This window comes from Pseudomonas salmasensis, from assembly GCF_014268375.2.
In the GTDB taxonomy this organism is placed as follows: domain Bacteria; phylum Pseudomonadota; class Gammaproteobacteria; order Pseudomonadales; family Pseudomonadaceae; genus Aquipseudomonas; species Aquipseudomonas salmasensis.
The window spans coordinates 5483352-5507275 of the sequence record NZ_CP077083.1 but is presented as its reverse complement, the minus strand read 5'-3'; the positions used below and the strand labels follow the sequence as shown (position 1 = coordinate 5507275).

At 59.2% G+C, this 23924-nt stretch carries 21 protein-coding genes and 1 pseudogene; 7 read left to right on the top strand and 15 right to left on the bottom strand.

Annotation, left to right across the window (positions count from 1 at the left end; genetic code table 11):
* Positions 1–13: 13 nt before the first annotated feature.
* The 5 genes and pseudogenes from HU731_RS24820 to phnN all read right to left on the bottom strand — a co-directional run bounded on the left by HU731_RS24820 (position 14) and on the right by phnN (position 7014).
* On the bottom strand, positions 14–1414 hold the full coding sequence (locus HU731_RS24820; protein ID WP_186608075.1) for a M10 family metallopeptidase C-terminal domain-containing protein: 1401 nt from the start codon (positions 1412–1414) through the stop codon (positions 14–16).
* Between the two features lie 213 nt (positions 1415–1627).
* The gene (locus HU731_RS28765; protein ID WP_437180739.1) at positions 1628–2785 is read right to left on the bottom strand and encodes a M10 family metallopeptidase C-terminal domain-containing protein; all 1158 of its coding nucleotides are present in this window, start codon (positions 2783–2785) and stop codon (positions 1628–1630) included.
* Positions 2786–2895: 110 nt separating this feature from the next.
* Positions 2896–3798, bottom strand: a pseudogene (locus tag HU731_RS28760) (M10 family metallopeptidase C-terminal domain-containing protein); the annotation flags it as partial.
* A 711-nt stretch (positions 3799–4509) separates the two neighbouring features.
* Positions 4510–6045 (bottom strand): M57 family metalloprotease, encoded by a 1536-nt coding sequence (locus HU731_RS24810; protein ID WP_186608076.1) that lies wholly within the window; start codon positions 6043–6045, stop codon positions 4510–4512.
* Between the two features lie 396 nt (positions 6046–6441).
* Entirely contained in the window at positions 6442–7014 is a 573-nt protein-coding gene (gene phnN / locus HU731_RS24805; protein WP_047710414.1) for a phosphonate metabolism protein/1,5-bisphosphokinase (PRPP-forming) PhnN, read from the bottom strand.
* A gap of 343 nt (positions 7015–7357) precedes the next feature.
* Between phnN and HU731_RS24800 the strand changes: the two genes are divergently transcribed.
* The 7 genes from HU731_RS24800 (at position 7358) to HU731_RS24770 (ending at position 15840) form a co-directional block, all read left to right on the top strand.
* Entirely contained in the window at positions 7358–8791 is a 1434-nt protein-coding gene (locus tag HU731_RS24800) for an NAD(P)/FAD-dependent oxidoreductase (protein ID WP_044273104.1), read from the top strand.
* Positions 8788–9648 carry a HemK/PrmC family methyltransferase gene (locus HU731_RS24795; RefSeq protein WP_044273103.1) on the top strand — a complete coding sequence of 287 codons (861 nt, stop codon included), beginning with the start codon at positions 8788–8790 and terminating at the stop codon, positions 9646–9648. Before HU731_RS24800 ends, HU731_RS24795 begins: the two co-directional genes overlap by 4 nt.
* Before the next feature lie 13 nt (positions 9649–9661).
* On the top strand, positions 9662–10933 hold the full coding sequence (locus tag HU731_RS24790; RefSeq protein ID WP_047710413.1) for an aminotransferase class I/II-fold pyridoxal phosphate-dependent enzyme: 1272 nt from the start codon (positions 9662–9664) through the stop codon (positions 10931–10933).
* Positions 10934–10978: 45 nt separating this feature from the next.
* Positions 10979–11314: a chorismate mutase gene (locus tag HU731_RS24785; RefSeq protein WP_225931526.1), complete on the top strand. Its 336-nt coding sequence runs from the start codon at positions 10979–10981 to the stop codon at positions 11312–11314.
* Positions 11311–13380 (top strand): aminodeoxychorismate synthase component I, encoded by a 2070-nt coding sequence (gene pabB / locus HU731_RS24780; protein ID WP_186608078.1) that lies wholly within the window; start codon positions 11311–11313, stop codon positions 13378–13380. The genes HU731_RS24785 and pabB overlap by 4 nt, the downstream gene beginning before the upstream one ends.
* Positions 13377–14249: a prephenate dehydrogenase dimerization domain-containing protein gene (locus HU731_RS24775; protein ID WP_047710412.1), complete on the top strand. Its 873-nt coding sequence runs from the start codon at positions 13377–13379 to the stop codon at positions 14247–14249. Before pabB ends, HU731_RS24775 begins: the two co-directional genes overlap by 4 nt.
* 139 nt (positions 14250–14388) lie before the next feature.
* Complete coding sequence (locus HU731_RS24770; RefSeq protein WP_225931524.1) at positions 14389–15840, top strand: MFS transporter; 1452 nt, start codon at positions 14389–14391, stop codon at positions 15838–15840.
* A gap of 572 nt (positions 15841–16412) precedes the next feature.
* Here HU731_RS24770 and HU731_RS24765 read toward each other — a convergent pair.
* The 10 genes from HU731_RS24765 to ccmA form a co-directional block, all read right to left on the bottom strand.
* Entirely contained in the window at positions 16413–16805 is a 393-nt protein-coding gene (locus HU731_RS24765; protein WP_186608080.1) for a hypothetical protein, read from the bottom strand.
* Between the two features lie 16 nt (positions 16806–16821).
* Positions 16822–18012 carry a c-type cytochrome biogenesis protein CcmI gene (gene ccmI, locus HU731_RS24760; protein WP_186608081.1) on the bottom strand — a complete coding sequence of 397 codons (1191 nt, stop codon included), beginning with the start codon at positions 18010–18012 and terminating at the stop codon, positions 16822–16824.
* Positions 18005–18478: a cytochrome c-type biogenesis protein gene (locus HU731_RS24755; RefSeq protein WP_069558935.1), complete on the bottom strand. Its 474-nt coding sequence runs from the start codon at positions 18476–18478 to the stop codon at positions 18005–18007. Before HU731_RS24755 ends, ccmI begins: the two co-directional genes overlap by 8 nt.
* A complete protein-coding gene (locus tag HU731_RS24750) occupies positions 18475–19011 on the bottom strand; it encodes a DsbE family thiol:disulfide interchange protein (RefSeq protein WP_186608082.1) in 537 nt (178 codons plus the stop codon). The genes HU731_RS24755 and HU731_RS24750 overlap by 4 nt, the downstream gene beginning before the upstream one ends.
* Positions 19008–20996 carry a heme lyase CcmF/NrfE family subunit gene (locus HU731_RS24745; protein WP_186608083.1) on the bottom strand — a complete coding sequence of 663 codons (1989 nt, stop codon included), beginning with the start codon at positions 20994–20996 and terminating at the stop codon, positions 19008–19010. The genes HU731_RS24750 and HU731_RS24745 overlap by 4 nt, the downstream gene beginning before the upstream one ends.
* 3 nt (positions 20997–20999) lie before the next feature.
* Positions 21000–21458, bottom strand: coding sequence for a cytochrome c maturation protein CcmE (ccmE, locus tag HU731_RS24740; RefSeq protein ID WP_186608084.1), 459 nt, complete (start codon positions 21456–21458; stop codon positions 21000–21002).
* Positions 21455–21631 (bottom strand): heme exporter protein CcmD, encoded by a 177-nt coding sequence (gene ccmD, locus HU731_RS24735; protein ID WP_003172771.1) that lies wholly within the window; start codon positions 21629–21631, stop codon positions 21455–21457. Before ccmD ends, ccmE begins: the two co-directional genes overlap by 4 nt.
* Positions 21628–22383 carry a heme ABC transporter permease gene (locus tag HU731_RS24730; RefSeq protein ID WP_186608085.1) on the bottom strand — a complete coding sequence of 252 codons (756 nt, stop codon included), beginning with the start codon at positions 22381–22383 and terminating at the stop codon, positions 21628–21630. The genes ccmD and HU731_RS24730 overlap by 4 nt, the downstream gene beginning before the upstream one ends.
* Before the next feature lie 87 nt (positions 22384–22470).
* Positions 22471–23139: a heme exporter protein CcmB gene (ccmB, locus tag HU731_RS24725; RefSeq protein WP_003189951.1), complete on the bottom strand. Its 669-nt coding sequence runs from the start codon at positions 23137–23139 to the stop codon at positions 22471–22473.
* Complete coding sequence (gene ccmA / locus HU731_RS24720) at positions 23136–23771, bottom strand: cytochrome c biogenesis heme-transporting ATPase CcmA (protein WP_186608086.1); 636 nt, start codon at positions 23769–23771, stop codon at positions 23136–23138. Before ccmA ends, ccmB begins: the two co-directional genes overlap by 4 nt.
* Positions 23772–23924: the final 153 nt, after the last annotated feature.

Below are 23924 nucleotides of genomic sequence, written 5' to 3'. Positions count from 1 at the left end.
CGCGATCACGTCGTTAGAGATAACCGCCATCTTTGATGTTGAGCCCAATGACATCTTCCGGGCTGATCATTTGGGTGCTCTTGATCAGGAAATCGGTCTTGCCATCGCCATCCAGGTCGATCGCCAACAGGTAACGTCCCGACAGCGGATTGAACTTGATGATGGTGTCACCCGCCGCCCCCGTATAGCTGTCGACGAAGTTCAACGTGACCTTGCCGTCGAGCGCCATTTGCGACAGATCGATCTTGTCTTGCCCGGTTTTGAAGTCCAGCAGCAGGTCGGCATTGGCACGGGTTGAATCGCTGAAGGCATTGAACTTGAAGGTGTTCCAACCGCCGCCGCCCACCAGCGTATCGGCCCCAGCGCCACCGGTCAGTACGTTATCGGCACTGTTACCAATGATGCGGTCGTTACCCCGGCCTCCCACGGCATTTTCGATCACGGTCTTCTCGCCGATCCTGACGTTTTCCCTCATGCCACCTACGCTGGACAGCGCACCACCGCGCAAGTCGATGATTTGATCCTGTATGAAGCCAGAGAAATCGAAAGTATCGTTCCCACGCTGATCCCAGATATTGAATTCTGGTTTATCGGACGCGGATGTAAGGGTGGTTTCCGGCCTACCGGTATTCGAGTTGAATCCGTAGATGGTGTCGTCAGTCCTGGCGTCGCGGTTTGGCCTGGTAGGACCCGCTGTAGGCTTGGGGTCGTCACCTGGCTTAGGCTTATCAATCACTGGCTTGGTATCACCACCTGCCTTGGGCTGGTCACCTAATGGTTTGGTATCGCCGCCTGCCTTGGGCTGGTCACCTGCTGGTTTGGTATCGCCGCCTGCCTTGGGCTGGTCACCGACTGGTTTGGTATCGCCGCCTGCCTTGGGCTGGTCACCGACTGGTTTGGTATCGCCGCCTGCCTTGGGCTGGTCACCTATTGGCTTGCTGCTGTGACCTGGCTTTGGCCTAGGCGTCAATGGAGCGGAGTAGCCGCTCGGCTTTGGCTTATCCGCTGCTGGCTTGGTATCGCTGTTTGGCTTGGACTCCTGCGCTGCCGGTTTGGTCTTATCGGTTGATTTGGTCTCAGCAGGGGGTTGGGTCTCTTCCTCTGGCTTCGGATAGCATTGAGCTATAACCATTTTGCCAGGATTAATATCGCCTTGTTGCAGCAGCCCGGAGCTCAGGCTCAAACCGTACATTCGCTGCAAGCCAGTGCGCTCACCTAGCATCGGAGCGGAAAGACTCAGCAATTTGGATCTTGCAGAGGCCTGGTTGTTTGCCGCTGAATTCGCATCGCTATGAGAGAACTTCGCGGCTTCACTCTCACCTTGGTTGCCAGGATGGGCCAGCGGCGACGGTTGAGGGTTCACGCTCGGCGCGGGCATATAGTTGTTTGCAGCAAAAGTATTTACATTAATCATAATCACGTTTCTCAGTTAGTTAAAAACAACAACACAACACTTCACAAGTAAGGCACCCATGAATTTTTAAATAGCCAGACTTAAACATGCCCACTCAAACTTTTCAGCGGGCGTCATAAAGCAGTCCTTTGACGAACAATAAGTTATTACTTGGTGTTAGCACTTAGCCTTGGCCAGAAGTTGCATCCATACCCGCGAACGACATGAATAGATTTAACGCGCGTCTGACATTGAATGGTTTCCCCTCCAACCCCTCGCCGAAAACGCCGACTGATCAAAGGCCGATGCGTGCATCGCCCGTGACTCGCGTGAATAGGCATTGAAGCCATAGGCCGGTCTCATATTTCGGGTGAAAGCTTTTGGCTCGCAAGGGTCAGTGCGAGGGATGGGTTTCGGCTCACACGGACCTGGACGTGGCTGTGGATCGCATGGCTCGGGTCGTGGTCTCGGCTCACGTGGATCTGGACATGGCTGCGGCTCACATGGCACGGGTCGTGGTCTCGGCTCACGCGGATCTGGGCGTGGCTGCGGCTCACGTGGCACGGGTCGTGGTCTCGGCTCACGCGGATCTGGGCGTGGCTGCGGCTCACGTGGCACGGGTCGTGGTCTCGGCTCGCGCGGCTCCGGACGGGGCTGCGGCTCACGCGGCTCCGGGCGTGGCTGTGGCTCGCGCGGCTCCGGACGTGGCTGTGGCTCACGCGGCTCCGGACGTGGCTGTGGCTCACGCGGCTCCGGGCGTGGCTGTGGCTCACGCGGCTCCGGACATGGCTTCGGTTCACAGGGCTCCGGACATGGCTTCGGCTCACGCGGCTCTGGACATGGCTTCGGTTCACAGGGCTCCGGACATGGCTTCGGTTCACAGGGCTCCGGACATGGCTTCGGCTCACGCGGCTCTGGACATGGCTTCGGCTCACAGGGATCCGGGCGCGGTTTTGGTTTTGGCTCCTCCGGTTTTGGGTTCTTTGGTTCGAGTTCAGGCTTGGGTTTTGGCTCCTCAGGTTGAGGACGCGGCGCAGGCTTGGGGTCTTTCGGTTCAGGAGTGGGCGTTGGAGTGTCGCCCTGTGCCAAGACATCACCTGCTTTTATCTGGCCGAGGCTTTTGATTAATAGGTCAGCCTTACCGTTACCCGTCAGATCCAGAGCCAGGCTCCCCTCGTTGCTACCCGCGTTGTAACTCATCACCGCCTGGCCGGGTTGGCCCGTCAAGCGTTCGACGAATTTAAGCGCATTGAGATTCGCCCTTTTCAAGACGGCGCAGATATCAATCTTGTCTGCGCCACTCTCAAAATCCAGGATGACGTCGGGGTTATCCGGAGTGGAATCACTGGCGTGATCATAAACGAAGGTATCTGCACCGCCCCCCCTGACAATCGGTCTGCTCCACCGCCCCCCTTAAGACGATTGGCGACAGCGTTACCTGTAAGGGCATCGCTCCCCTTACCGCCTACTGCGTTTTCCAGCACGACGCCCTTGGCAATCGAGACATTACCCTTCAACGCTCCCACATCCGAAAAGGACTCGGCGTTGAGGTTGATTTTCTGATGTTGTGAATACCCGGAGAAATCCAGAGTGTCGTTGCCACCGCCATCCCACACACAGAACATAGGATTGTCATTCGCCGACTTCAAACTAAGTGCTTCACGGTTCGTATTGGAGTTGAACCCATAGGTCGTGTCGGTATTACGCGTTTTAGTATTCGCCCCATAGAGTTTCTGGACAGCCGCTATGTCATCCATCATCGGCGCAGAGGGATTCAACGACTTGAAGTCGTGCCCTGGCTGATTTTTCTCGGAAAAGTAACTCATGACAGAACGCGCTCGCGTATCCCCCGCGTACTCTGCATGACGTCCATAGTTGCCCGAACCGTCATAATTTCCCGGATGTTCCAGCCCTAGGGCGTGGCCTATTTCGTGAACTAAAACCATACGAAAAAAATGCCCCGGTGGCGGGTTCGCACCTGCATTCGCCGTTCCAATGTTTGCGAAGGTTCGGGGCATATACCGATGGGGAAGTGCAGTCACCCCCCCCGAGGTGCCGCGCATGTCATTGATATCAATATGGCCGTCACGATGCAGCGGTTTGTCAGTAAATGTCACGTTAGCGACATCCTGCCAGGATTGCAGTGCCTGCCTGGCTTGCTCCGCCTGCGCGGGAGTGAAGCCCTTGGAGACGCGATAGGACAACGTTGTTTTGCCGTCACCGTTATTGTCATGAAACCTGAAACCACTGCGGGTGAGCTGTTTCCCAGCCTGTTCAGAAGTGAACACCGGCTTTTTGCTGTTTAGCGTAACTCCCTCAACAGGGCCCTCAGAGCGGATACTGCTCCTGGGATCCAGTTCATTGGGCACACCAACATTAGTAGTGGATGGTCCTGGCACTCTCATAAACCAAAGTCCTCATAAAAATCAGACTCGAATGATAAAAATTTAAATATTCGAGATACCGATTCCCGCCCAACAAGAGCAGCAATAGTTATCGGCACCGCTTTAAATTCGCACACTACTTGCCCACCAGCCAGAGACGAATTAATTCAAACCGACACACTCTAAAATTTAAAAACACTTTGACCTGACAAGCGAAAAACTCTGAAATTTCAGCAGCAGAACACCCCCCCCAACAAAAACGATAACCGCTTGTTTTATATGAAAATAAACCACCACAAATACACTTGTTATAATTTTTATTGCAAAGCATTATTTACAATCAGACAAGACCCCAAGCGAACAAAAACACCTACCCAACTTGAAACTTTTAGCGCGCCCTACACAACAGCTTCATTAAAGGACGAATAGCAGAATATACATTGAAGGAAAAAACTTCGAATGCATATATGAGTTTTATGTCTGGCTCACGACGGTAATTCAAGGCACTGCAACAGTCGATCAGGCTGACCTCGCCGAAACGCAATCATGAAAACACACCGACAATACGGCCAGTGAATGGCTGTGCACAAACGCGCGAAGCGGTTGCCGCAGGCATCGACGAAACGGGAAGGACAGGCTTGAACGCGACGCCACGCACGTCCAAACCTGAATAGAGGCAACCGGGGTAACGGTTTTTAAAGCAGGAAGGTGTTCACGGGTCGAAAATCGGGCTCAGCGAAATATCGACCACACGTTGTTGAGGAACCCTTTGAACGACGAAAAAAGTTTCTCGATAACCCCGCCACCGGGCCTAGGGGTCGGTTCAGGCTCGGGGTCCGGGTCAGGCTCAGGCTCAGGCTCAGGTTCAGTCGGCTCTGAAGTGGGCGCCGGGATGGGATCCGAAACAGGGACGACAGTGGGTGAAGGCGTTGGCGTCACGGTCGGCGCCTGCCCGTTCCAGATTACGTCCGTCTGTTTGATCGGGCTCTGGCTGACAATCAAGAGATCTGCCGAACCACTGCCCGTCGTGTCCACCGCCAATGTGAAACGACCCGTTTTCGAGTCCTGGCCGAGCAGCGCATCCCCCGCTTTGCCGCTCAATCGTTCAGAGAAATTCAACGCCTTGAGCCCCGCCTCCTGAAGAACGCCGGTCAGGTCGATCTTGTCGATCCCGCTTTGGAAGTCCTGGATGATGTCGGGTCTTTGAGGGGTTGAATCGCTGGCGCGGTGGTAAACAAACGTGTCTGCCCCAGCGCCACCGAACAACGTGTCAGCCCCCCTGCCGCCTGTGAGGCGATTATTGCCCTCATTTCCCGTCAAGGTATCGTTGCCAGCACCGCCAATCGCGTTTTCTACCATTACGCCCTTGGCAATCGACACATTCCCACGCAAACCACCCACATCCGAAAACGCCTCAGCCTTGAGGTTGATGGTTTGGTTCTGGGTGAACCCGGAAAAATCGAGTGTGTCGTTACCCCCGCCATCCCAGACGGTGAAAATCGGTTTTTCACTTTCGCGCTTGAGGCTATAAACCTCCCGGCCCGAGTTGGAATTGAAGCCGTAGGTGGTATCGGTATTGCGCGTCTTGGTATTGGCGCCGTAGAGCCGCTGGGCCGCCGCGATATCGTCCATCATCGGTGCCCCTGGGGTACGCCCGGCAAAATTGTGCCCAGGCTGATGGGTCTCGTTCCAATAACTCATGACACTGCGTGCCTTGGTGTCCTGGGCATATTCGGCATTGCGCTCGTAATTGAAGCCCTGGCCATTGTATTTACCTGGATGGCTCAGCCCCAGGGTATGCCCCAGTTCATGGATCAACAAACCCAGGAAGTGGCTGCCCATTGTCGGGTTCTGCCCGCCCTGGGTGCCGATATTGGCCGGGACTTTCGCATAATGACCGTGAGGCAAGCCTGCCCAGCCTCCCGATCCCCCAGTCCCTTTGATAGTGATCGTGCCATCGGTGTTTGAGCCATTTTCAACAAATTGGATATTGGCAACATCGGCCCAGTATTGAAGGGCCTGCCTGGCTCGTTCTTTCTGAGCCGCATTGAACCCCCCGTCAAACTTGAAACCCACGACAACTTTGCCATCTTTATTACTGTCCCTAAACTTAGCGTCACTGCGCGTAATATGCTTCGCCGCCTGGTCGGTGGTGAACGATCTTTTATTATTGGCCCAAAGAATAACTTGGTTCTCGTCAGCAGAGAAATGGGAGTGCGCCGTCTCTGGGACAGGCGACTGGAAAGACTGCCTAACTGGGATATGCATGGTGCTTGACTACTCTGAACAGTGAAATGACCCGTCCATGTATAGAAGTTATCGCTGACTGATCCGTTGTCGGCCCGATAAAGCTCCCATATAGAAAACACCTTCACCATCGTAAATTGCTTGCAAGAAAACACTATAAACACGGCTGCAAAAAATCTGCACAAGTTTTATTCAGCGCCACCCACCCACCTTTATTAACCGCCATAAAACCCTGATGTGGCAGGCGTCATAAACTCGCACAGCATTAATTTAATCGGGTCAATAATTAACTTTCAAACATCCAGCAACCCACTCAAACACATCAGAAAAAAATAAGCTTGGCGCCAGGGTTTTATCTGAGCGCTGGCATCACCACGCACTACATCAATGAGTTGCCCCAACCTACCGGGATTGGGGTCAGGCGCATACGCTATGCCCATGGTCCAGACAGCACAACAAACGTTCGACGGTATGCGCCAACGGGCCGGAATTATCCAGCACGAACAAACCCGCGCCGTGACCTGCGATCAATTGGGCAGTAAACCGCGCATTGCGCGCCAGGCGCTCCTCGATGTCCGCCAACGACTCGCGCCCACGCGCAATCAGACGTTGGCGCAACACCGCTTGGTCCACCGTCAGCAGCAACACCAGCAAGGTCGGATATCGCTCGCGGGTCTGCGCCAGGTGGGCACGGGAGCCGTTGACCAGAACGTCGTCGCCAGCGGCCAGCCAATCGTCGATGTCCTTGGGGATCCCGTAGGACAAGCCATTCGCCTGCCAGCTCAAGGCAAATGCGCCCTCGGCCTCCATCGCCGCGAACTGCTCGGGGCTCACCCCTTGCGCCGCTTCACCCACCGCCTCCGCCGACCGGGTGATCACCCGCCGCACCATGCGGCATCCACGCTCGACCAGGCGTGGGCGCGCGGCGTCCAGCAGGCTGTCCTTGCCCGAACCCGATGGCCCGATGAGATAGATCAACCTGCCCGCCATTCAAAACACCCTCTTCGCTTGTCTTCAGACCTGTAACGGCGCCCCGGTGTCAGTTCCCCGCGCGTCGAGCGTCGTAGGCGCGGGAAAGTATTTCCAGCCAACAGACCCTTGCAGGCCGGCGCCGGCCACATTACCCGAGTGTGACCCACCGCGCACCACGCGCGGTACCTGTACCCAGGCTTTCCGGGCTTGTTCGAGTAAATATGTGAATTTGTAACAACGATACAACATGAAACAAATGCTCGATGGTCGCCCCTTCTCACAATCTATAAAAAGCTCAGCACGTTCCTACATGGGAATGTTTTTCATCCTACAGCTGACAGTTTAAACAAGGATCTAGAACATGGAGTTCGACGTAATTGTAGTAGGCGCAGGCGCCATTGGCGGTTCTATCGCGTATGAACTGAGTTCACGGGGCTTGAAGGTTTGCCGGGTCGGTGAGACCGCCCGCACCAACGCTGCATCCAAGGCAGCCGGTGCCATGAATGGCTGTTTTGGCGAAGTCACCAGCGGCCTGTTGGCCAGCGAGCATGGCCGCCTCAAACTCAATATGGACCGTCAGGCACAAGACCTCTGGCCCGCCTGGGCCGAACGCCTGGCCGCCGACTCCGGCATCAGCACCCCGCTGTTCAGTGCCAGCGGCACCCATGTGTTGCTCAACAGTGCCGGCATGGACGAAGTCGATACGGTCAACTACGAAGCCATCGAGCACACACTGCAAGCCTATGGGGAACAGTACGAAACCATTGATCCAAGAGCCATGGAATGGCTGGCACCGGATCATCTGGTACGTCCGCTGCGCGGGCTGTTTATCCCCAATGAACACGCCGTTGATTCGCACTTGCTACTGGAAAAGCTCGACGCCGCGCTGCTCGCCAACCATGGCACCTTGATCAATGAGAACGCCCGCCGGGTGATCGCCGAAGGCGCAGTCGCCACAGGGGTGGAGTTGCTCAGCGGTGAGGTGCTGTGGGGGAAAAAGGTGGTAGTGGCTGCCGGTGTTCAGTCTCTGGACCTGCTCAGCGAGTTCGACACGCTCGTCAACAAAATCCCACCGTTGTTCAGCGGATATGGCGTGTCCATTCTGGTCAAGCTGCCTGAGGGCATGGCGTTACCCCAATCGGTGATCCGCACCCCCAATCGCGCGTTTGCCTGTGGCCTGCATTGCGTGCCACGCGGTGACGGCGTGCTGTACCTGGGCGCGACCAATATCCTGTCCGAGCGCCCCAAGCACCATGCGCTGATTTCGGATGTACAGTTTTTGCTCGATTGCGCCGTCGACCAATTGAACCTTGACCTGCACAGTGCCGAAATTATTTCGATCCAGGTGGGCAACCGTCCCATTCCAGCCGACGGCTTCCCTCTGATCGGCGAATGCGGCATGCAAGGGCTGTGGCTGGCAACCGGGACATACCGTGATGGCCTGCACCAATCGCCGCTGCTGGCAGCCTACATCGCCGACTGTTTGACCGGCGTCAAGAGCACCGGCCTGGACTTGAGCACCTTCAACCCTGTGCGCGCCCCACTGACCGGGCTTGCTCGCGAGCTGACGGTTGGCGAAACCGTCAAGCAGATGTTTGCCACCGGTTATGAATATCGCTGGGACGTAAAACCTTACTGGCTGCCCATTCTCGATAAAGGACTGTCGAGCAATTACCAGCAACTGATCGATGAACTGCACCCCTCGTTCACTCCCCCTCCGGAGCTGGTCGCATTCTCCTACCTCTATGAGTCCATGCGCGTGAAGCTGGCGCAGTACTACAAGGAGTGGTCATGAGTCTGGGTAAACAGGAGCAGGAGGCGATCGCCCTGGCCCGCGTGCAGCTGGAAGCGGCCGGCGTGTGGGACCCGGACAATGACCTGGATAGCCTGGTCGATCGCTTTATCGTGCGTGCCGACAAACAGCGCGCACTGGATGAGTTCAGGCTGGCGGTCAGCGAGCGCTGCAATCGGATTCCGTTGGGGCATATTGTCGGCACGGTCGCGTTCGACGACCTGCCCCTGGTTGTGGGCAGCGGCGTATTTATTCCGCGCCCGCACAGCACGGTGATTCATAAGTGGCTGGACGATGCCCGACTGGCGACGGGAACCTGCGTGCTGGACCTATGCGCCGGCAGCGGCGCCATTGGCCTGGCCATCGCCCGGCGCCGGCCAGACCTGCGGGTGACCTGCGTGGAGTTTGAAGACGTGGCTGTCCACTACCTCAAACGCAATATCGCCCGGTTGGCCACCCACGACGTGCATGTCAACGCGATGCAGGCGGATATCCGTGAAACCCCTGCATTCGCTGGCTTCAAGCACCAGGTCGGGCTGATTGTCGCCAACCCGCCGTACGTTCCTAGGCAAACGCAGTTACAGCCCGAATGGGGCAGCCATCATCCCTCGGCGGCCGTCTATTCAGGTGCCGATGGCCTGGACCTGACACGGCACATCATCGCCTTGGCGACCACTTTGCTGACACCTGAGGGATGGCTGGTGATCGAACACGGCGAGGATCAAGCATTCGCCGTTCGTGAGTTGTTCCAACAGCACCACTTGCTTGACGTCAGCACTGTGATTGACCGTGAGTCATCAGACACCACAGGCACGTCCGTCATGACCGTGGGCCGCTTATCGAACGCTGTTCAAGCATAGGAGTTTTTAAGCCATGGATGCACACACCAAACCAGACTGGATGACCATTCGCCGCGACAACACCACCAGCGCCCTGGAGAGTGCCTATGCGGAGGGCCTCACGGGCCTCACCGTCGCGAGCCGTGAAGGCAAGCGCATCACCCTGGCGCAGGGCGGCACGTTCACCGAGTTCGTTTCCTGTTCTTATCTGGGCCTGGAAACCCATCCTGCACTGATCGACGCGGCGCACCAGGCACTGGGCACCTTTGGCCTGCACCTGTCCTCGTCACGCAGTGCCATGCGCCCGGTCTATTTGCCAGAACTGGAGTCGCTGCTCAGCCGCGTCTATAAAGGCTGCGGTGTCAGCGTGTTCACCTCCACCAGCAGCGTGCACCTTGGCGTACTGCCACTGTTGGGCAGCAATTCGCTCAAGGGCTATCCGATCAAAAAGCGCGCCCACTGGTTGATCGATAAAACCGCTCACGCCTCGATGCAGGTGCTGCGCGGCATTCTGCAGCAGTTTGGTGAAGTGTCCCGTGTCGAGGCCACCGATCCGGAGTCGATGAGCGTGGCCTTGAAACACTGCGCTGATCGCCAGGAAACGCCGATTCTGTTGATCGACGGTATCGGCTCGATGAGCGGCCTGGTGCCCATCGCGCACCTCGCGCGCCAACTGGCGGACGCCGCAGGCTACCTGTATGTGGATGATGCCCACGGCATCTCGATCGCAGGGCGTCATGGTGCTGGCTACGCCCTGGCGGCGGTAGATAACCAGTTGCCGCACAACATGATCCTGGCCGGTTCTTTGTCCAAGGCCTTTGGCGGAGCGGGCGGGTTTGTGGTGGTGAGTGACCCGCGGGATATCCCGTCGATACACACACTGGCCAACCCCCTGGTGTTCGGTCACTCGATCATGGTGCCAATGCTGGCCGCCAACGTGGCGGCCGCGAAGATTCACCTGAGCGACGAAATAGACGGCCTGCAAGACCGCCTGTGGAGCAACGTGCGCCTGTTTGATTCGCTGACCCACAATCGCCTGCTCAACGCCGGGGTTCAATCCCCGGTCAGGGGCGCATTTTTCGAAACCGAAGAAGACGGCCTGCAAGCCTGCCGGATCCTGCGCGACCACGGCATCCTCATGTTCCCGGTGTTCTACCCTATCATCGCCAAGGGAAAAGCCATGCTGCGCTTCGCCTTTTCGGCCAGCCACGGCGATCACGATATCCGGCAACTGGCCCAAGCCTTGAACGAGCTCACCCGTGCAGGCTTATGGAACGCCACTGCGCTACCCGAGGCCACCGCCTGACCCTTCACACACCCGCACTACGTCGTACACATCAAAGGAATGAATATGACACGGCACCAGCAAATTTCACGTGCAACTCCGTCCACCATCCTGCAACCCATGCGGGATCAGTTGGACCGGATCAACACCCACTTGGTCGACCTGCTTGGCGAACGCATGAGCGTGTGCATGGAGATCGCCGAACTCAAGGCGGCCCATGACATCCCCATGATGCAGCCCAAACGTATCGTTCAAGTGATGGATCAGCTCGCAAGCCACGCTTCGAAAGCCGGCTTGAGGCCCGATTACGTTCAGTCGGTGTTCAAGCTGATCATCGAGGAAACCTGCAACCAAGAAGAGCGGTTGATTCAGCAGCGCCTGGGCCAGGGGCAGCGCTCATGAAAATATTGCTGATTGATAATTTTGACTCCTTCACTCAGAACATCGCCCAATACCTGTACGAGGTCACAGGTGTGTGCGTCGATATCGTCACCAACAGCGTGGCGTACGAACACCTGCACATTGAACAATACGATGCCGTAGTGCTTTCACCGGGCCCTGGGCACCCGGGCGAGTACCTGGATTTTGGCGTGTGCGGGCAGGTTATCCTGCGCTCCCCGGTACCCTTGCTCGGCATTTGCCTGGGGCACCAGGGTATCGCCCAATTCCTTGGCGGAACCGTCGGCCACGCGCCCAACCCGGTGCACGGCTACCGCAGTAAAATCCAGCACGCCGGCAGTGGTTTGTTCCGCGACCTGCCAGAGCAGTTTGAAGTGGTGCGCTACCACTCCCTGATGTGTACCCATCTGCCTGAGGAGCTGCGCTGCACGGCGTGGACGGAGGAAGGTGTGGTGATGGCGATCGAGCACCAAAGCCGTCCGATCTGGGGCGTCCAGTTCCATCCTGAGTCCATCGACTCGGAGTATGGGCATGCGCTGCTCAGTAACTTCATCCGCATGGCACTCGAGCACAATGGGCGCCAGCGCGTGCCGACGCGACAGAGCCCGGCCAGTGCTCAATCGGCCAAGGAGCACTACGTCGCGGTAGGCGGTTTGCTCAACCTGCAATTGGCCTATCGAGTCCATTCGGCTGCGTGCGATCCATTGGCGCTGTTCACCACGCTTTATGCCAATGATCAGCATGCTTTCTGGCTCGACAGCGAAAAATCCGAACGGCCCAACGCGCGCTATTCAATCATGGGCAGCGGCCAGGCCCAAGGGGCTATTCGCCTAACCTATGACGTCAACAGCGAAACCCTCACACTTGAAGGCCCCAAAGGCAGCAGGCATGTGGCAGGTGATTTCTTCACCCTGCTCGGCCAGCTCATCGAATCGGTCAACGTGGCAGTCCCGCAATACCTTCCATTTGAATTCAAGGGTGGTTTTGTCGGGTACCTGGGGTATGAACTCAAGGCCCTGACCGGCGGGAACAAGGTCTATCGCTCCGGGCAACCGGATGCCGGTTTTATGTTGGCGCCGCATTTCTTCGTCTTCGACCACCATGACCAAAAGGTCTACGAGTGCCTGTTAAGCGCCACGGGCCAGCCCCCGCAGTGGCCGACGTTGCTGACCTCAATGCCAGCACCTCAGAGCACCACGAACACACGGCGTTTTGTCCCCGGTGCAGTGAATGAACTTGAGCTGTCACTCGAAGACAGCCCCGACAGTTACATCCGTAAGGTCAAGCAGTCGCTGCAATACATCACCGATGGTGAATCCTATGAAATATGCCTGACCAACCGCGCGCGGATGAGCTACGACGGCGCGCCCCTCGCAGCCTATCGGAGAATGCGCGAAGCAAGCCCAGTACCTTATGGGGCTTACCTTTGCTTCGACAGCTTCAGCGTGCTGAGCGCATCACCCGAGACCTTTTTGAGAATCGATGAAGGCGGCCTGATCGAGTCCCGCCCCATCAAGGGCACCCGTGCACGCAGCAAAAACCCTGAGCAAGATCAGCGCCTGCGAGATGACTTGCACGCCTCGACCAAAGATCGCGCCGAGAACCTGATGATTGTCGATCTGGTACGCCATGATCTGAACCGCGTGTGCCGTTCAGGGAGTGTGCATGTGCCGAATATTTTCGCCGTGGAGAGTTTTTCCTCGGTACACCAGCTCGTCTCTACGGTACGTGGACATCTACGCAGCGACATTTCGTCAATGGAGGCCATCAGAGCGTGCTTTCCGGGAGGCTCAATGACCGGTGCGCCGAAAAAGCGCACGATGGAAATCATCGATGGGCTGGAGACCTGTGCACGGGGTGTTTATTCCGGAGCGCTGGGCTGGATCTCCTTCAATGGCAGTGCGGAACTGAGCATCGTCATCCGCACAGCGGTATTGCATAAACAACAGGCTGAGTTCGGCATTGGTGGCGCCATCGTCGCCCACTCCGACCCGAAAGAAGAACTTGAAGAGACGCTGGTCAAGGCCAGCGTGCCGTACTACAGCTTTTGCGCAGGGAGCGACACATGAATACCCAAGCAGTAGTCGTATTAGGAGGCGCTGGCCTCATCGGCTCACTGATCAGCCGTATTCTCAAGCAATACGGATACATCGTGCGCGTCGTGGATCGCCGTCCGCCGGATTTCGACTGTGAGTTTCACGAAATGGACGTGACTCAACCGTTCAATCATTCAGGGGCTGTTTTTCGCGACGCCATCGCCGTGGTGTTCGCTCTGCCTGAAAGCGTCGCGGTCAGCGCGATTGCCTGGGTGACCCGGTGCTTGCCTTCAGACGCGGTAATGATCCCCACCTGCTCGGTGCAGGGCCCCTTTTTCAAAGCACTGAAAGCAGCGGCGCCGCAGCAAAGGTTTGTGGGCGTCAACCCCATGTTTTCGCCCAAGTTGTCCGTCCAGGGGCGCACGGTGGCGGTCTGCGTGGAAGACGTGCAAACCCCGCAATCCTTCATCGAACGGCATTTGATGGAGGCCGGGATGAAGGTCCGTCGAATGACGCCCGCCGCGCATGATGAGCTGATGGCCCTGTGTCAGGCCTTGCCCCATGCAGCCATTCTCGGATTCGGCATGGCCCTGGCCCAATCTTCGGTCGACCTGGACATCGTGGCAGAGGTCATGCCGCCGCCCATGCGTACCATGATGGCGCTGCTGTCGCGCATCCTGGTCAACCCGCCCGAGGTGTATTGGGACATACAACTGGAAAACGACCAGGCGACCGCTCAGCGTGAAGCGCTGGTGCAGGGCCTGGAGCGCCTGCAGGAAAACATCGTGGAGCAGGACTATGAGCGCTTCAGAAGCGATTTACAGAGTGTTTCAAAGGTCTTGGGCAAACGCTTGAATGCAGGCGCCGTAGACTGCCAGCATCTGTTTTCATTGCTGAACTGAACGATGACCTCGCCAGGGAATGGCGAGGTGTTTTTTCACAACTCGCCACTTTTCCAAGAAGGAGCCGGTGATGTCTTTAGCGGCTGATGAAGTAACACAACAACCACGCTCACGCCGGTGGTTGGCGCTCGCGATATTGATGCTGCCAGTCTTGCTGGTGACCGTGGATAACACCGTGCTGGGTTTTGCGCTGCCCAAAATCGCCGAGGCCCTGCACCCCAGTGCCAGCCAGCAATTGTGGATGATCGATGCCTACTCACTGGTGCTGGCAGGGTTGCTCATTTCCATGGGTAGCCTGGGTGATCGCAAAGGCCATCGCAAACTCCTGCTGATCGGCTCCCTGGGGTTTACCCTGGTGTCGGTGATGACCGCTTATTCCAGCACCGCCACGCAGCTGGTCGCGGGACGGGCGTGCATGGGGATCTTCGGGGCAATGTTGATGCCGTCAACGTTGGCGTTGATTCGCTCAGTGTTCGACGACCGGGAAGAGCGTCGCCTGGCCGTGGCGATCTGGGCAACCACCTTGACCGTCGGTTCTGCGCTTGGGCCATTGGTCGGCGGCATACTGCTGGAGTTCTTCAACTGGGGGTCGATTTTTCTCCTGGCCGTGCCGGTGCTGGTGCCTCTGTTGATCCTCGGCCCCTGGCTGCTGCCTGAGTCCGAGCCGGACGCCTCGGGGCCGATGGATGTCATCAGCATTGTGCTCTCGATGGTCGCCCTCAGTGCCCTGGTGTACAGCATCAAGCATGTCGCCAGCGAAGGACCGGATGCCTGGGCACTGGCGACACTGGCCGTTGCAATCGTGAGCGGCTGGCAATTCGTACGCCGTCAGTTGCGCCTCCCTACCCCCTTGATGGACCTGAGCCTGTTTCGCAACAAGACGTTCAGCGGCTCGGTGACCATTAACCTGATGAGCCTGGCCTTCCTGATCGGTTTCGTGTTCTTTGCCACGCAATTGCTGCAAATCGTCCTGGGCATGTCGCCCTTGAACGCCAGCCTGGCGCTGATACCGGGCCAGCTTATGGCGATTGTGGTGGGGATCCTGATAGTCCCGGTCGCCCAGCGCGTATCGGTCAATGTCCTGATTCCCATCCTGCTGGCCTTCACGGCCGGCGCGTTCTTGCTGGTCGCCAGCCTCGGCAGCAGTTTGACGGTGATCGTGGTTGCGTTTGCCTTGTTGAACATTGGCGTGGGTGCCATCGCCACGGTCTCTAACGACGTGATCCTGTCGGCCGCACCGGCCAACAAGGCAGGAGCCGCGTCAGCCATCAGCGAAACGGCCTATGAAGTCGGGGTAGTACTCGGCACCACCGTGCTCGGTGGCCTGGTGACGGCGTACTACCGCGGCACGCTGCACCTACCGGACTTCTTGACCCCGGTGCAAATGCACCTGGCAAGCGAAACCTTGGCAGGCGCCCACGCAATTTCGGCCACCCTGGCTCACGACCAGGCCAGTGAAGTCATGGGCAACGCTATACAGGCATTTGTCGCAGGGACTCAACTGATGGCCTGGGCCACCTTCAGCTTGGCGGTGCTGGCCATTGTCATCGCCCGGCGCACATTGAAGGCACAGGAGGCAGCGTCGGTGTGAGGCGGGTTGTGGTGGGCGAACGCATATGAGCGCACCGCAGGACGGATATGTACACGGTATGTCAGTGTCGGCTGTCAGGCCGCCTTCGCGAGCAAGCCCACACACAGTTGGATCGTGGGGTGTCAGGTGGATAGGTGTCGGTTGGCAGGCCGTCATCGCAGGCAAGCCAGCTCCCACAGTTTGGATAGTGGGGTGTCAGGTAGATAGGTGTCGGCTGTCAGGCAATCTGCCGCATAGGTATCTACGCAACTTTAGGGCGATGCTCGACCTGTGGCGAGGGAGCTTGCTCCCGTGACGGCTTGACAGCCGACGCTGGTCCAACTGAAGCGCTGCGATCCAAATGTGGGAGCTGGCTTGCCTGCGAAGGCGGCTTGGCAGCCGACCAACATGTTGGATCAGACCGAGTACATATCCGTTATTCAGGTAACGGCCACTCAGGGTTCCGCCCAACGGCGGCTACACGCTACAAAGTTGTGTAGATACCTACGGCCATCGCAGGCAAGCGCGCTCCCACCGTTGTTAGCCTTTCAAATCGAACATAAAAAAGGCGACCCGAACACGGTCGCCTTTTGTCATTGCGCGTACTGCTTGCTCAACCCCGGCGGCACGCCTTGCACGTTGGTTTCTTCCCATGGCCCATTGGGGCTGATGGAGCGGCTCCAGCCGTTGCTCCAGCGGTAGTAGGTGCGCTGGCGGTAGAAGGTGTCCGGCTGGTCGTCCAGCACGTACACCTGCATCTTGCCGTCCCAATGGCTGGCGGCGCCCGGCGGTGGCGCGAAGGTCGGCGACTTGCTTGGCAGGGGCTTTGGCGGCGTCACAGGGCCCGAAGGTTTGGTGCTCGGCTGGGTCGAGGGGCCAGACGGTGGAATAGTCGGGCCGGTCGGCGCCGGAGGTGGGCGGTGGACCGCACAGGCGCTCAGGCCGAGTACCAGGCTGAGCAAGGTGATGCGTGCAAATGCGGTCATGGGTGTGTCCTCAGAATTACTGGTCCGGAGTGTCGATGGTCAGTTGCTGCAACGCAGTGGTGCTGCTGGCCAACGGTTGGCTGCGGCCGATCCATTCGCCAGTGGTCGGTTGGCCGGCCCGGGATATGCGCGCAACCAGTTGGACTTCGGGGAAGTTGGACAGTTTCAACTGCGGCATCATCGCGTCAGCATCGCCCAGTTCGACGGTAACGGGCAAAGCGTCGACGGTCACACGCTTGGCCGCCAAGGGCGCCGGCGGGCCGTTAACGGCGCGGGCGAAGATGAACACGCTGTCGCCTGGCAGGGCTTTGGCTTTTACCTCAGCGGATACATCCACGCGCACTTTCAGCAGCGCCTTGGGCGCCTGGGCGACGCTGCCACCGCTCTCCTTGAGCTTCTCTGCCGCGCGGTCAATTCCACCTTGCAAGGCGACGCGGGAATTGTCCTCTGGCGGCAATTGCGCGAGCAGGCGGTTCCAGTAGTCGATGGCTTCCTGATAACGCTGGCCCTCAAAGGCAGCGATACCCAACAGGCCAAGGCTGGTGACTTCCTTGGGGTCGAGTTTCAAGGCTTCGTCGGTCAAGGCCTGAACCTTTGGCGACCATTGTTTGTTGTCGGCAAAGTACTGCGCCTGAGCCCATTGGCCGAGCAGTTCCGGTTGGCGCCCGGCCAAGGCAACCGTACGTTCAAAGACTTTGGCGGCATCGGCGGAACGGTCCTGGGCCATATAGGCGCGCCCAAGGAAGTACAAGCCTTCTGCCGAATCCGGTTGGGCGGCGGCGGCACGTTCCAGGCGGCGGGTCATGTCGGCCATGGAGACGGGCGGTTGGGAAAATTCACGGGTCAGTTCAACCTTGTCGCTCGCCCCATAATGCAGGTACAGCGCAACGCCCAGCACAGGCACCAGAAACGCCGCCAAAAACGGCAGCGGTTTGCCTAACCGCGATTCGCGGGGCTTTTCCACACCTTCGGTGTCGGCCAGCAACTCACGGGCCGCTTCGGCGCGGCCGGTGTCGAGTTGCGCGGTATTCAACACGCCTTCGTCCTGCTGCGCTTGCAGCTCGGCGACGCGTTCCTGGTACAGCGCCACGTTCAACGCGGTGCGATCCTCTTCACGCTGGGCACGACGGCCACGCAACACAGGGATCAACAGGAAACTCAGGGCAATCAGTAGCAGCAAACCGGCTGCGAGCCAGAAATCAATCATCAGTCTTGGTGTCCAGCAATTGGTCGAGGCGTTTGCGCTCTTCAGGGGACAGCGCATCGGCGCCATCAATCGGTGCGATGCGGCGGCGGCGCACGATGACTGCCATCACCACCACGCCGGCCAGCAACAGCCCGGCCGGGCCGAACCACAGCAGCGCAGTCTTGCCGGTGAGCGCCGGTTTGTAGCGCACGAAGTCACCGTAGCGGTCGACCATGAAGTCGATGATCTGCTGGTCGTCCTTGCCCTCCCCCAACATGCGGAAAATCTCTCGGCGCAGGTCGGTGGCGATCGGGGCGTTGGAGTCGGCGATGTCCTGGTTCTGGCACTTGGGGCAGCGCAGTTCCTTGGTCAGGTCGCGGAAACGCTCGCGCTCGGCGTCGTTGGCAAATTCATAAGTGTCGATGGCGGCATGGGCCACACCGGCAAGGCCCAGGGCTAATACAGCAGCGGTCAACCAACGCTTCATGGCTTGGCCTCATCGACCAGGGCCTGGTACTTGGCGGCCAGTTGCTCGCGCCACACGGTTTCATCGATCACGCCAACGTACTTGTCGCGGATCACACCTTTGGCGTCGATGAAGAAGGTTTCCGGCGCGCCGTACACGCCGAGGTTCAACCCCAGGTTGCCGTCTTCGTCGCGGATATCCAGCTGGTACGGGTTATGAAATTCCGCCAGCCACTTCAAGGCCGCCGCGTTGTCGTCCTTGTAGTTGATGCCGTAGATCACCACGCCCTTCTCGGCCAGCTTGTTCAGCACCGGGTGTTCGACGCGGCAAGAGATGCACCAGGTGGCCCACACGTTGACCAGCGCCGGCTTGCCCTGCAAGTCGGCCTGGGTGAGGGTCTTGTCACCCTGCACCGTTGGCAGGTTGAAGGCGGGGAACGGTTTGCCGATCATCGCCGAAGGCAGCTCGGCCGGGTCCAGGTACAACCCGCGATACAAAAACACCGCCACCAGCAAAAACAACGCCAGCGGCATAACCATCAACCAACGCTTCATACCGCAGCTCCCGATAAGCCCAGCGCTTCACGCACTCGGCTCTTGACCTTGACTCGATAGCGCCGGTCCAACGCCGCGAGCAACCCGCCGAACCCGGTGAGCAAGCCGCCGAACCAGATCCAGCGCACGAAGGGTTTGACATGCACGCGCACGGCCCAGGCGCCGTCGCCCAGGGGTTCACCGAGGGCCACATACAGGTCACGGGTGAAGCCGGCGTCGATGCCAGCCTCGGTCATCATCGAACTCTGCACGGTGTACAGGCGTTTTTCCGGGTGCAGCACGGCGATTTCCTTGCCATTGCGCACCACGCGCACCGTGCCTTTGTCAGAGGTGAAGTTCGGCCCTTCAAAGTGCTTGGCACCTTCAAAGATGAAGTGATAACCGGCCAGGTCCATGGACTCGCCCGGCGCCAGGCGCAGGTCGCGCTCGGCGCTGTTCTGGCTGGACAGCACCACCCCAAGGGCGCACACCGCAATACCAAGGTGGGCGATCTGCATGCCCCAGTAGCTGCGGGTCAGGGTCGGCAGGCCCTTGAGCAGACCCTTGTGGCGCGTCTTGTCGACGATATCCCGCGCACCCGCCAGCAACACCCAGGCCGCCAGCAGGAAGGTGGCGAGTACCGCCCAATTGAAGTCGCCGTAGGCAAACCCCGCGATCACCGCCAGGGCCACACTGCCGAGCAGCACGGGCATCAGCATGCCCGCCAGCCATTTCACCGGGGTGTCTTTCCAGCGCACCAGCACGCCAACCGCCATCACCACCATCAACAGGCCCATCAGCGGGATGAACAACGCGTTGAAGTACGGCGGCCCCACGGACAACTTGGCGCCGCTGAGGGCATCCAACACCAGCGGGTAGAGGGTGCCGAGCAGGATCATCGACGCGGCCACCACCAGCACCAGGTTATTGCCCAGCAACAGGGTTTCTCGCGACCACAGGTTGAAACCGACCTGGCTCTTGACCACCGGGGCGCGCAGGGCAAACAGGGTGAGCGAACCGCCGACGACAAACAGCAGGAAGATCAGGATGAACACGCCGCGCTCAGGGTCCGAGGCAAACGCATGCACCGAGGTCAGCACGCCCGAGCGCACCAGGAAGGTACCGAGCAGGCTGAGGGAAAACGCCGCGATGGCGAGCAGTACCGTCCAGCTCTTGAACACGCCACGTTTTTCGGTAACGGCCAGGGAATGAATCAGCGCGGTGCCCACCAGCCACGGCATGAAGGAGGCGTTTTCCACCGGGTCCCAGAACCACCAGCCGCCCCAGCCGAGTTCGTAGTAGGCCCACCACGAACCCAGGGTGATACCGATACCGAGGAAGGCCCAGGCAACGATGGTCCATGGCCGTGACCAGCGCGCCCAGGCGGCGTCGAGACGCCCGCCGAGCAAGGCGGCGATGGCGAACGCGAAGGCCACGGAAAAGCCCACATAGCCCATATAGAGCATCGGCGGGTGCACGATCAGGCCGATATCCTGCAGCAACGGGTTGAGGTCGTGACCGTCCACCGGGATCTGCGGCAGGATGCGGGTGAACGGGTTGGAGGTCATGATCAAAAACAGCAGGAAACCGATGCTGATCATGCCCATCACCGCCAGCACCCGCGCCAGCATCACTTGCGGCAATTGGCGCGAGAACACCGAGACGGCGAAGGTCCAGCCGCCGAGGATCAAGGCCCACAGCAGCAATGAGCCTTCGTGGGCGCCCCACACGGCGCTGAACTTGTAGTACCAGGGCAAGGCGCTGTTGGAGTTGTTGGCAACATAAGCGACGGAAAAATCGTCGGTCATGAAGGCGTAGGTCAGGCACCCAAAGGCGAACAGCAAGAAGGCAAACTGGCCCCAGGCGGCCGGCTGCGCCAGGCTCATCCACAGACGGTCGCCACGCCAGGCACCCAGCAAGGGCACCACGGCCTGGACCACGGCAAAGCACAGCGCGAGGATCATCGCCAACTGGCCCAACTCGGGAATAAACAGTGCGGACGTCATGGCTTAGCCCTCCTTGGCTGGGGCGGCGGGCGCGGTTTGGCCGCTGTCTTTCAAGGCTTTGGTGACCTCGGGCGGCATGTATTTTTCATCGTGCTTGGCCAGCACTTCGTCGGCCACCACCACGCCGTCGGCGTTGAGTTTGCCCAGGGCGACAATGCCCTGGCCTTCGCGGAACAGGTCCGGGAGGATGCCGCGATAGGTGATGGTCACGGCCTTGTTGAAATCGGTGACCACGAAGGTCACGTCCAACGAATCGCCAGAACGCTTCAACGAACCCTGCTCCACCATGCCGCCGGCGCGGATGCGCGTATCGACCGGCGCCTCGCCATTGGCGATCTGGGTGGGCGTGTAGAACAGGTTGATGTTCTGCTGCAGGGCGCTCAGGGCCAGGGCCACGGCAATGCCGACGCCGGCCAGGATGGCAAGGATGATCAACAGACGCTTTCTACGCAGCGGATTCACTTTTCGGTCTCCCGGCGCAGACGTCGCGCCTCTTGTTGCAAGTAACGCTTGCGGGCCAGGATCGGCGCGGCGACGTTGAGGGCCAGCACCGCCAGGCAGATGCCATAGGCCGTCCAGACATACAGGCCGTGATGGCCCATGGCGAGAAAATCACTGAAAGAAGCAAAACTCATCCACGTGCTCCCAGGCAGTTTTGCACTTCGGCTTTGACCCAACTGGTACGGGCCTCACGCTTGAGCACTTCAAGGCGCATGCGCAGCAGCAGCACGGCGCCGAAGAAACAGTAGAAACCCAGCACCATCAGCAGCAATGGCGCCCACATTTCCACGGGCATCGCCGGTTTTTCGGTGAGGGTGAAAGTGGCGCCCTGATGCAGGGTGTTCCACCACTCCACCGAGTACTTGATGATCGGGATATTGATCACGCCGACAATCGCCAGCACCGCGCAGGCCTTGGCGGCGCTGTCGCGGTTGCTGATGGCGTTGCCCAGGGCAATCAGGCCGAAATACAGGAACAGCAGGATCAGCATCGAGGTCAGGCGCGCATCCCACACCCACCACGAACCCCAGGTCGGTTTGCCCCAGATCGCACCGGTCACCAGCGCCACGGCGGTCATCCACGCACCGATGGGCGCGGCGCATTGCAGGGCCACATCGGCCAGCTTCATCTTCCAGACCAGGCCGACGATGCCGCACACCGCCAGCATCACATAGCAGGACTGGGCCAGCATCGCGGCAGGCACGTGGATATAGATGATGCGAAAGCTGTTGCCTTGCTGATAGTCCGGCGGCGCAAAGGCCAGGCCCCAGACCAGGCCGATGCCGATCAGCAGGATGGCGGCGGTACTCAACCACGGCAGCAGCTTGCCACTGATGCCATAAAACCATTTGGGCGAGCCGAGCTTGTGAAACCAGGTCCAGTTCATTGCTGTTTCCATCACGGTGCTTTTCGTCGTGGCGAAAAGCTCAGGGTCTTTACTGACTCAACGTCGTTAACGCCGGGTCAGACCTCATTATTCACCGACGCTGATTTTCAGGCCGGCGGCTATAGCAAAAGGTGTCAGGGTTACCGCCAGGGCGGTCAGGCTGCCAAGCCACAAGAGGTAACCGGTCGCCGGCATGCCCATGAGCGCGGCTTGCAACGCGCCGCTGCCCAGGATCAACACCGGGATATACAAAGGCAGAATCAACAGGGCCAGCAACAGGCCGCCGCGCTTCAAACCGACCGTCAACGCTGCGCCCACCGCTCCCAACAGGCTGAGCACCGGCGTGCCGAGTAACAAGGACAAGAGCAGCACCGGCAGGCATTCAACGGGCAACCCGAGCATCATGGCAAGCAGCGGCGAAAGCAAGACTAGCGCCAAGCCGGAAAAAGCCCAGTGTGCCAGTACCTTGGCCAGTACCAGAAGTGGCAAGGGGTGCGACGAAAGGACCCACTGTTCCAGGGAACCGTCTTCGAAATCACTGCGAAACAGCCCGTCCAGCGAGAGCAGAACCGATAAAAGCGCGGCGACCCACACCAGTCCCGGGGACAAGGTTTGCAACAGTTTAGTCTCCGGGCCGACCGCCAGCGGGAACAGCGCGATCACGATGGCAAAGAACACCAGCGGGTTGGCCAGTTCGGCGGGGCGACGGCACAACAGCCGGGCTTCACGGGCGACCAACAGGGCGAACACACTCATAGCGACCACCGCCCCAGGTCCAGCTCACGGTAGCCAGCGGGCATGCGCGCCAAGGTGTGGTGGGTGGTGAGCACCACCAGGCCACCTTGCTCGCAGTGCTGGGCCAGGTGTGCTTCGAGTTGAGCCACGCCTTGTTTGTCGAGGGCCGTGAACGGTTCATCGAGAATCCACAGCGGCGGGCCGGGCAAGTACAAGCGGGCCAGGGCTACGCGGCGCTGCTGGCCGGCAGACAGGGTGTGGCAGGGAACGTCTTCAAAGCCCTTGAGGCCCACCGCAGCCAGGGCCTGCCAGATAGCGTCACGGGAAGCAGGATGATGCAGGGCGCTGAGCCAACTGAGGTTTTCTTCAGCGGTGAGTACGTCCTTGATGCCAGCGGCGTGGCCGATCCAGATCAGGTTGCGCGCAAGCTCGCTACGTTGTTCGTTCAACGGCTTGCCGTTGAGACGCACCAGGCCGGCCGTCGGCTGCATCAGCCCGGCCAGCAGGCGCAGCAGGCTGGTCTTGCCGCTGCCATTGGGGCCACTGATTTGCACCATGTCGCCCCCCGTCAGCCGCAGGTCGAGTTGCTCGAACAGCAGGCGCAGGTCGCGTTCACAGGCAAGCGCTACGGCTTCAAGAAGAGGGCTGGTCAAAAGATCGCGGGCCTTTACGGTTCAAGTCGGCGGTGCAGCGGCCGTTATAGAGAGATGCACAATAACGGCTTTGGCGACCGATTTTAGAGAGCTGGATCAAATAGTTGTGAGGTTTTTACCGCTCTCTTTGCAGACGGGCGGCATTATACATGC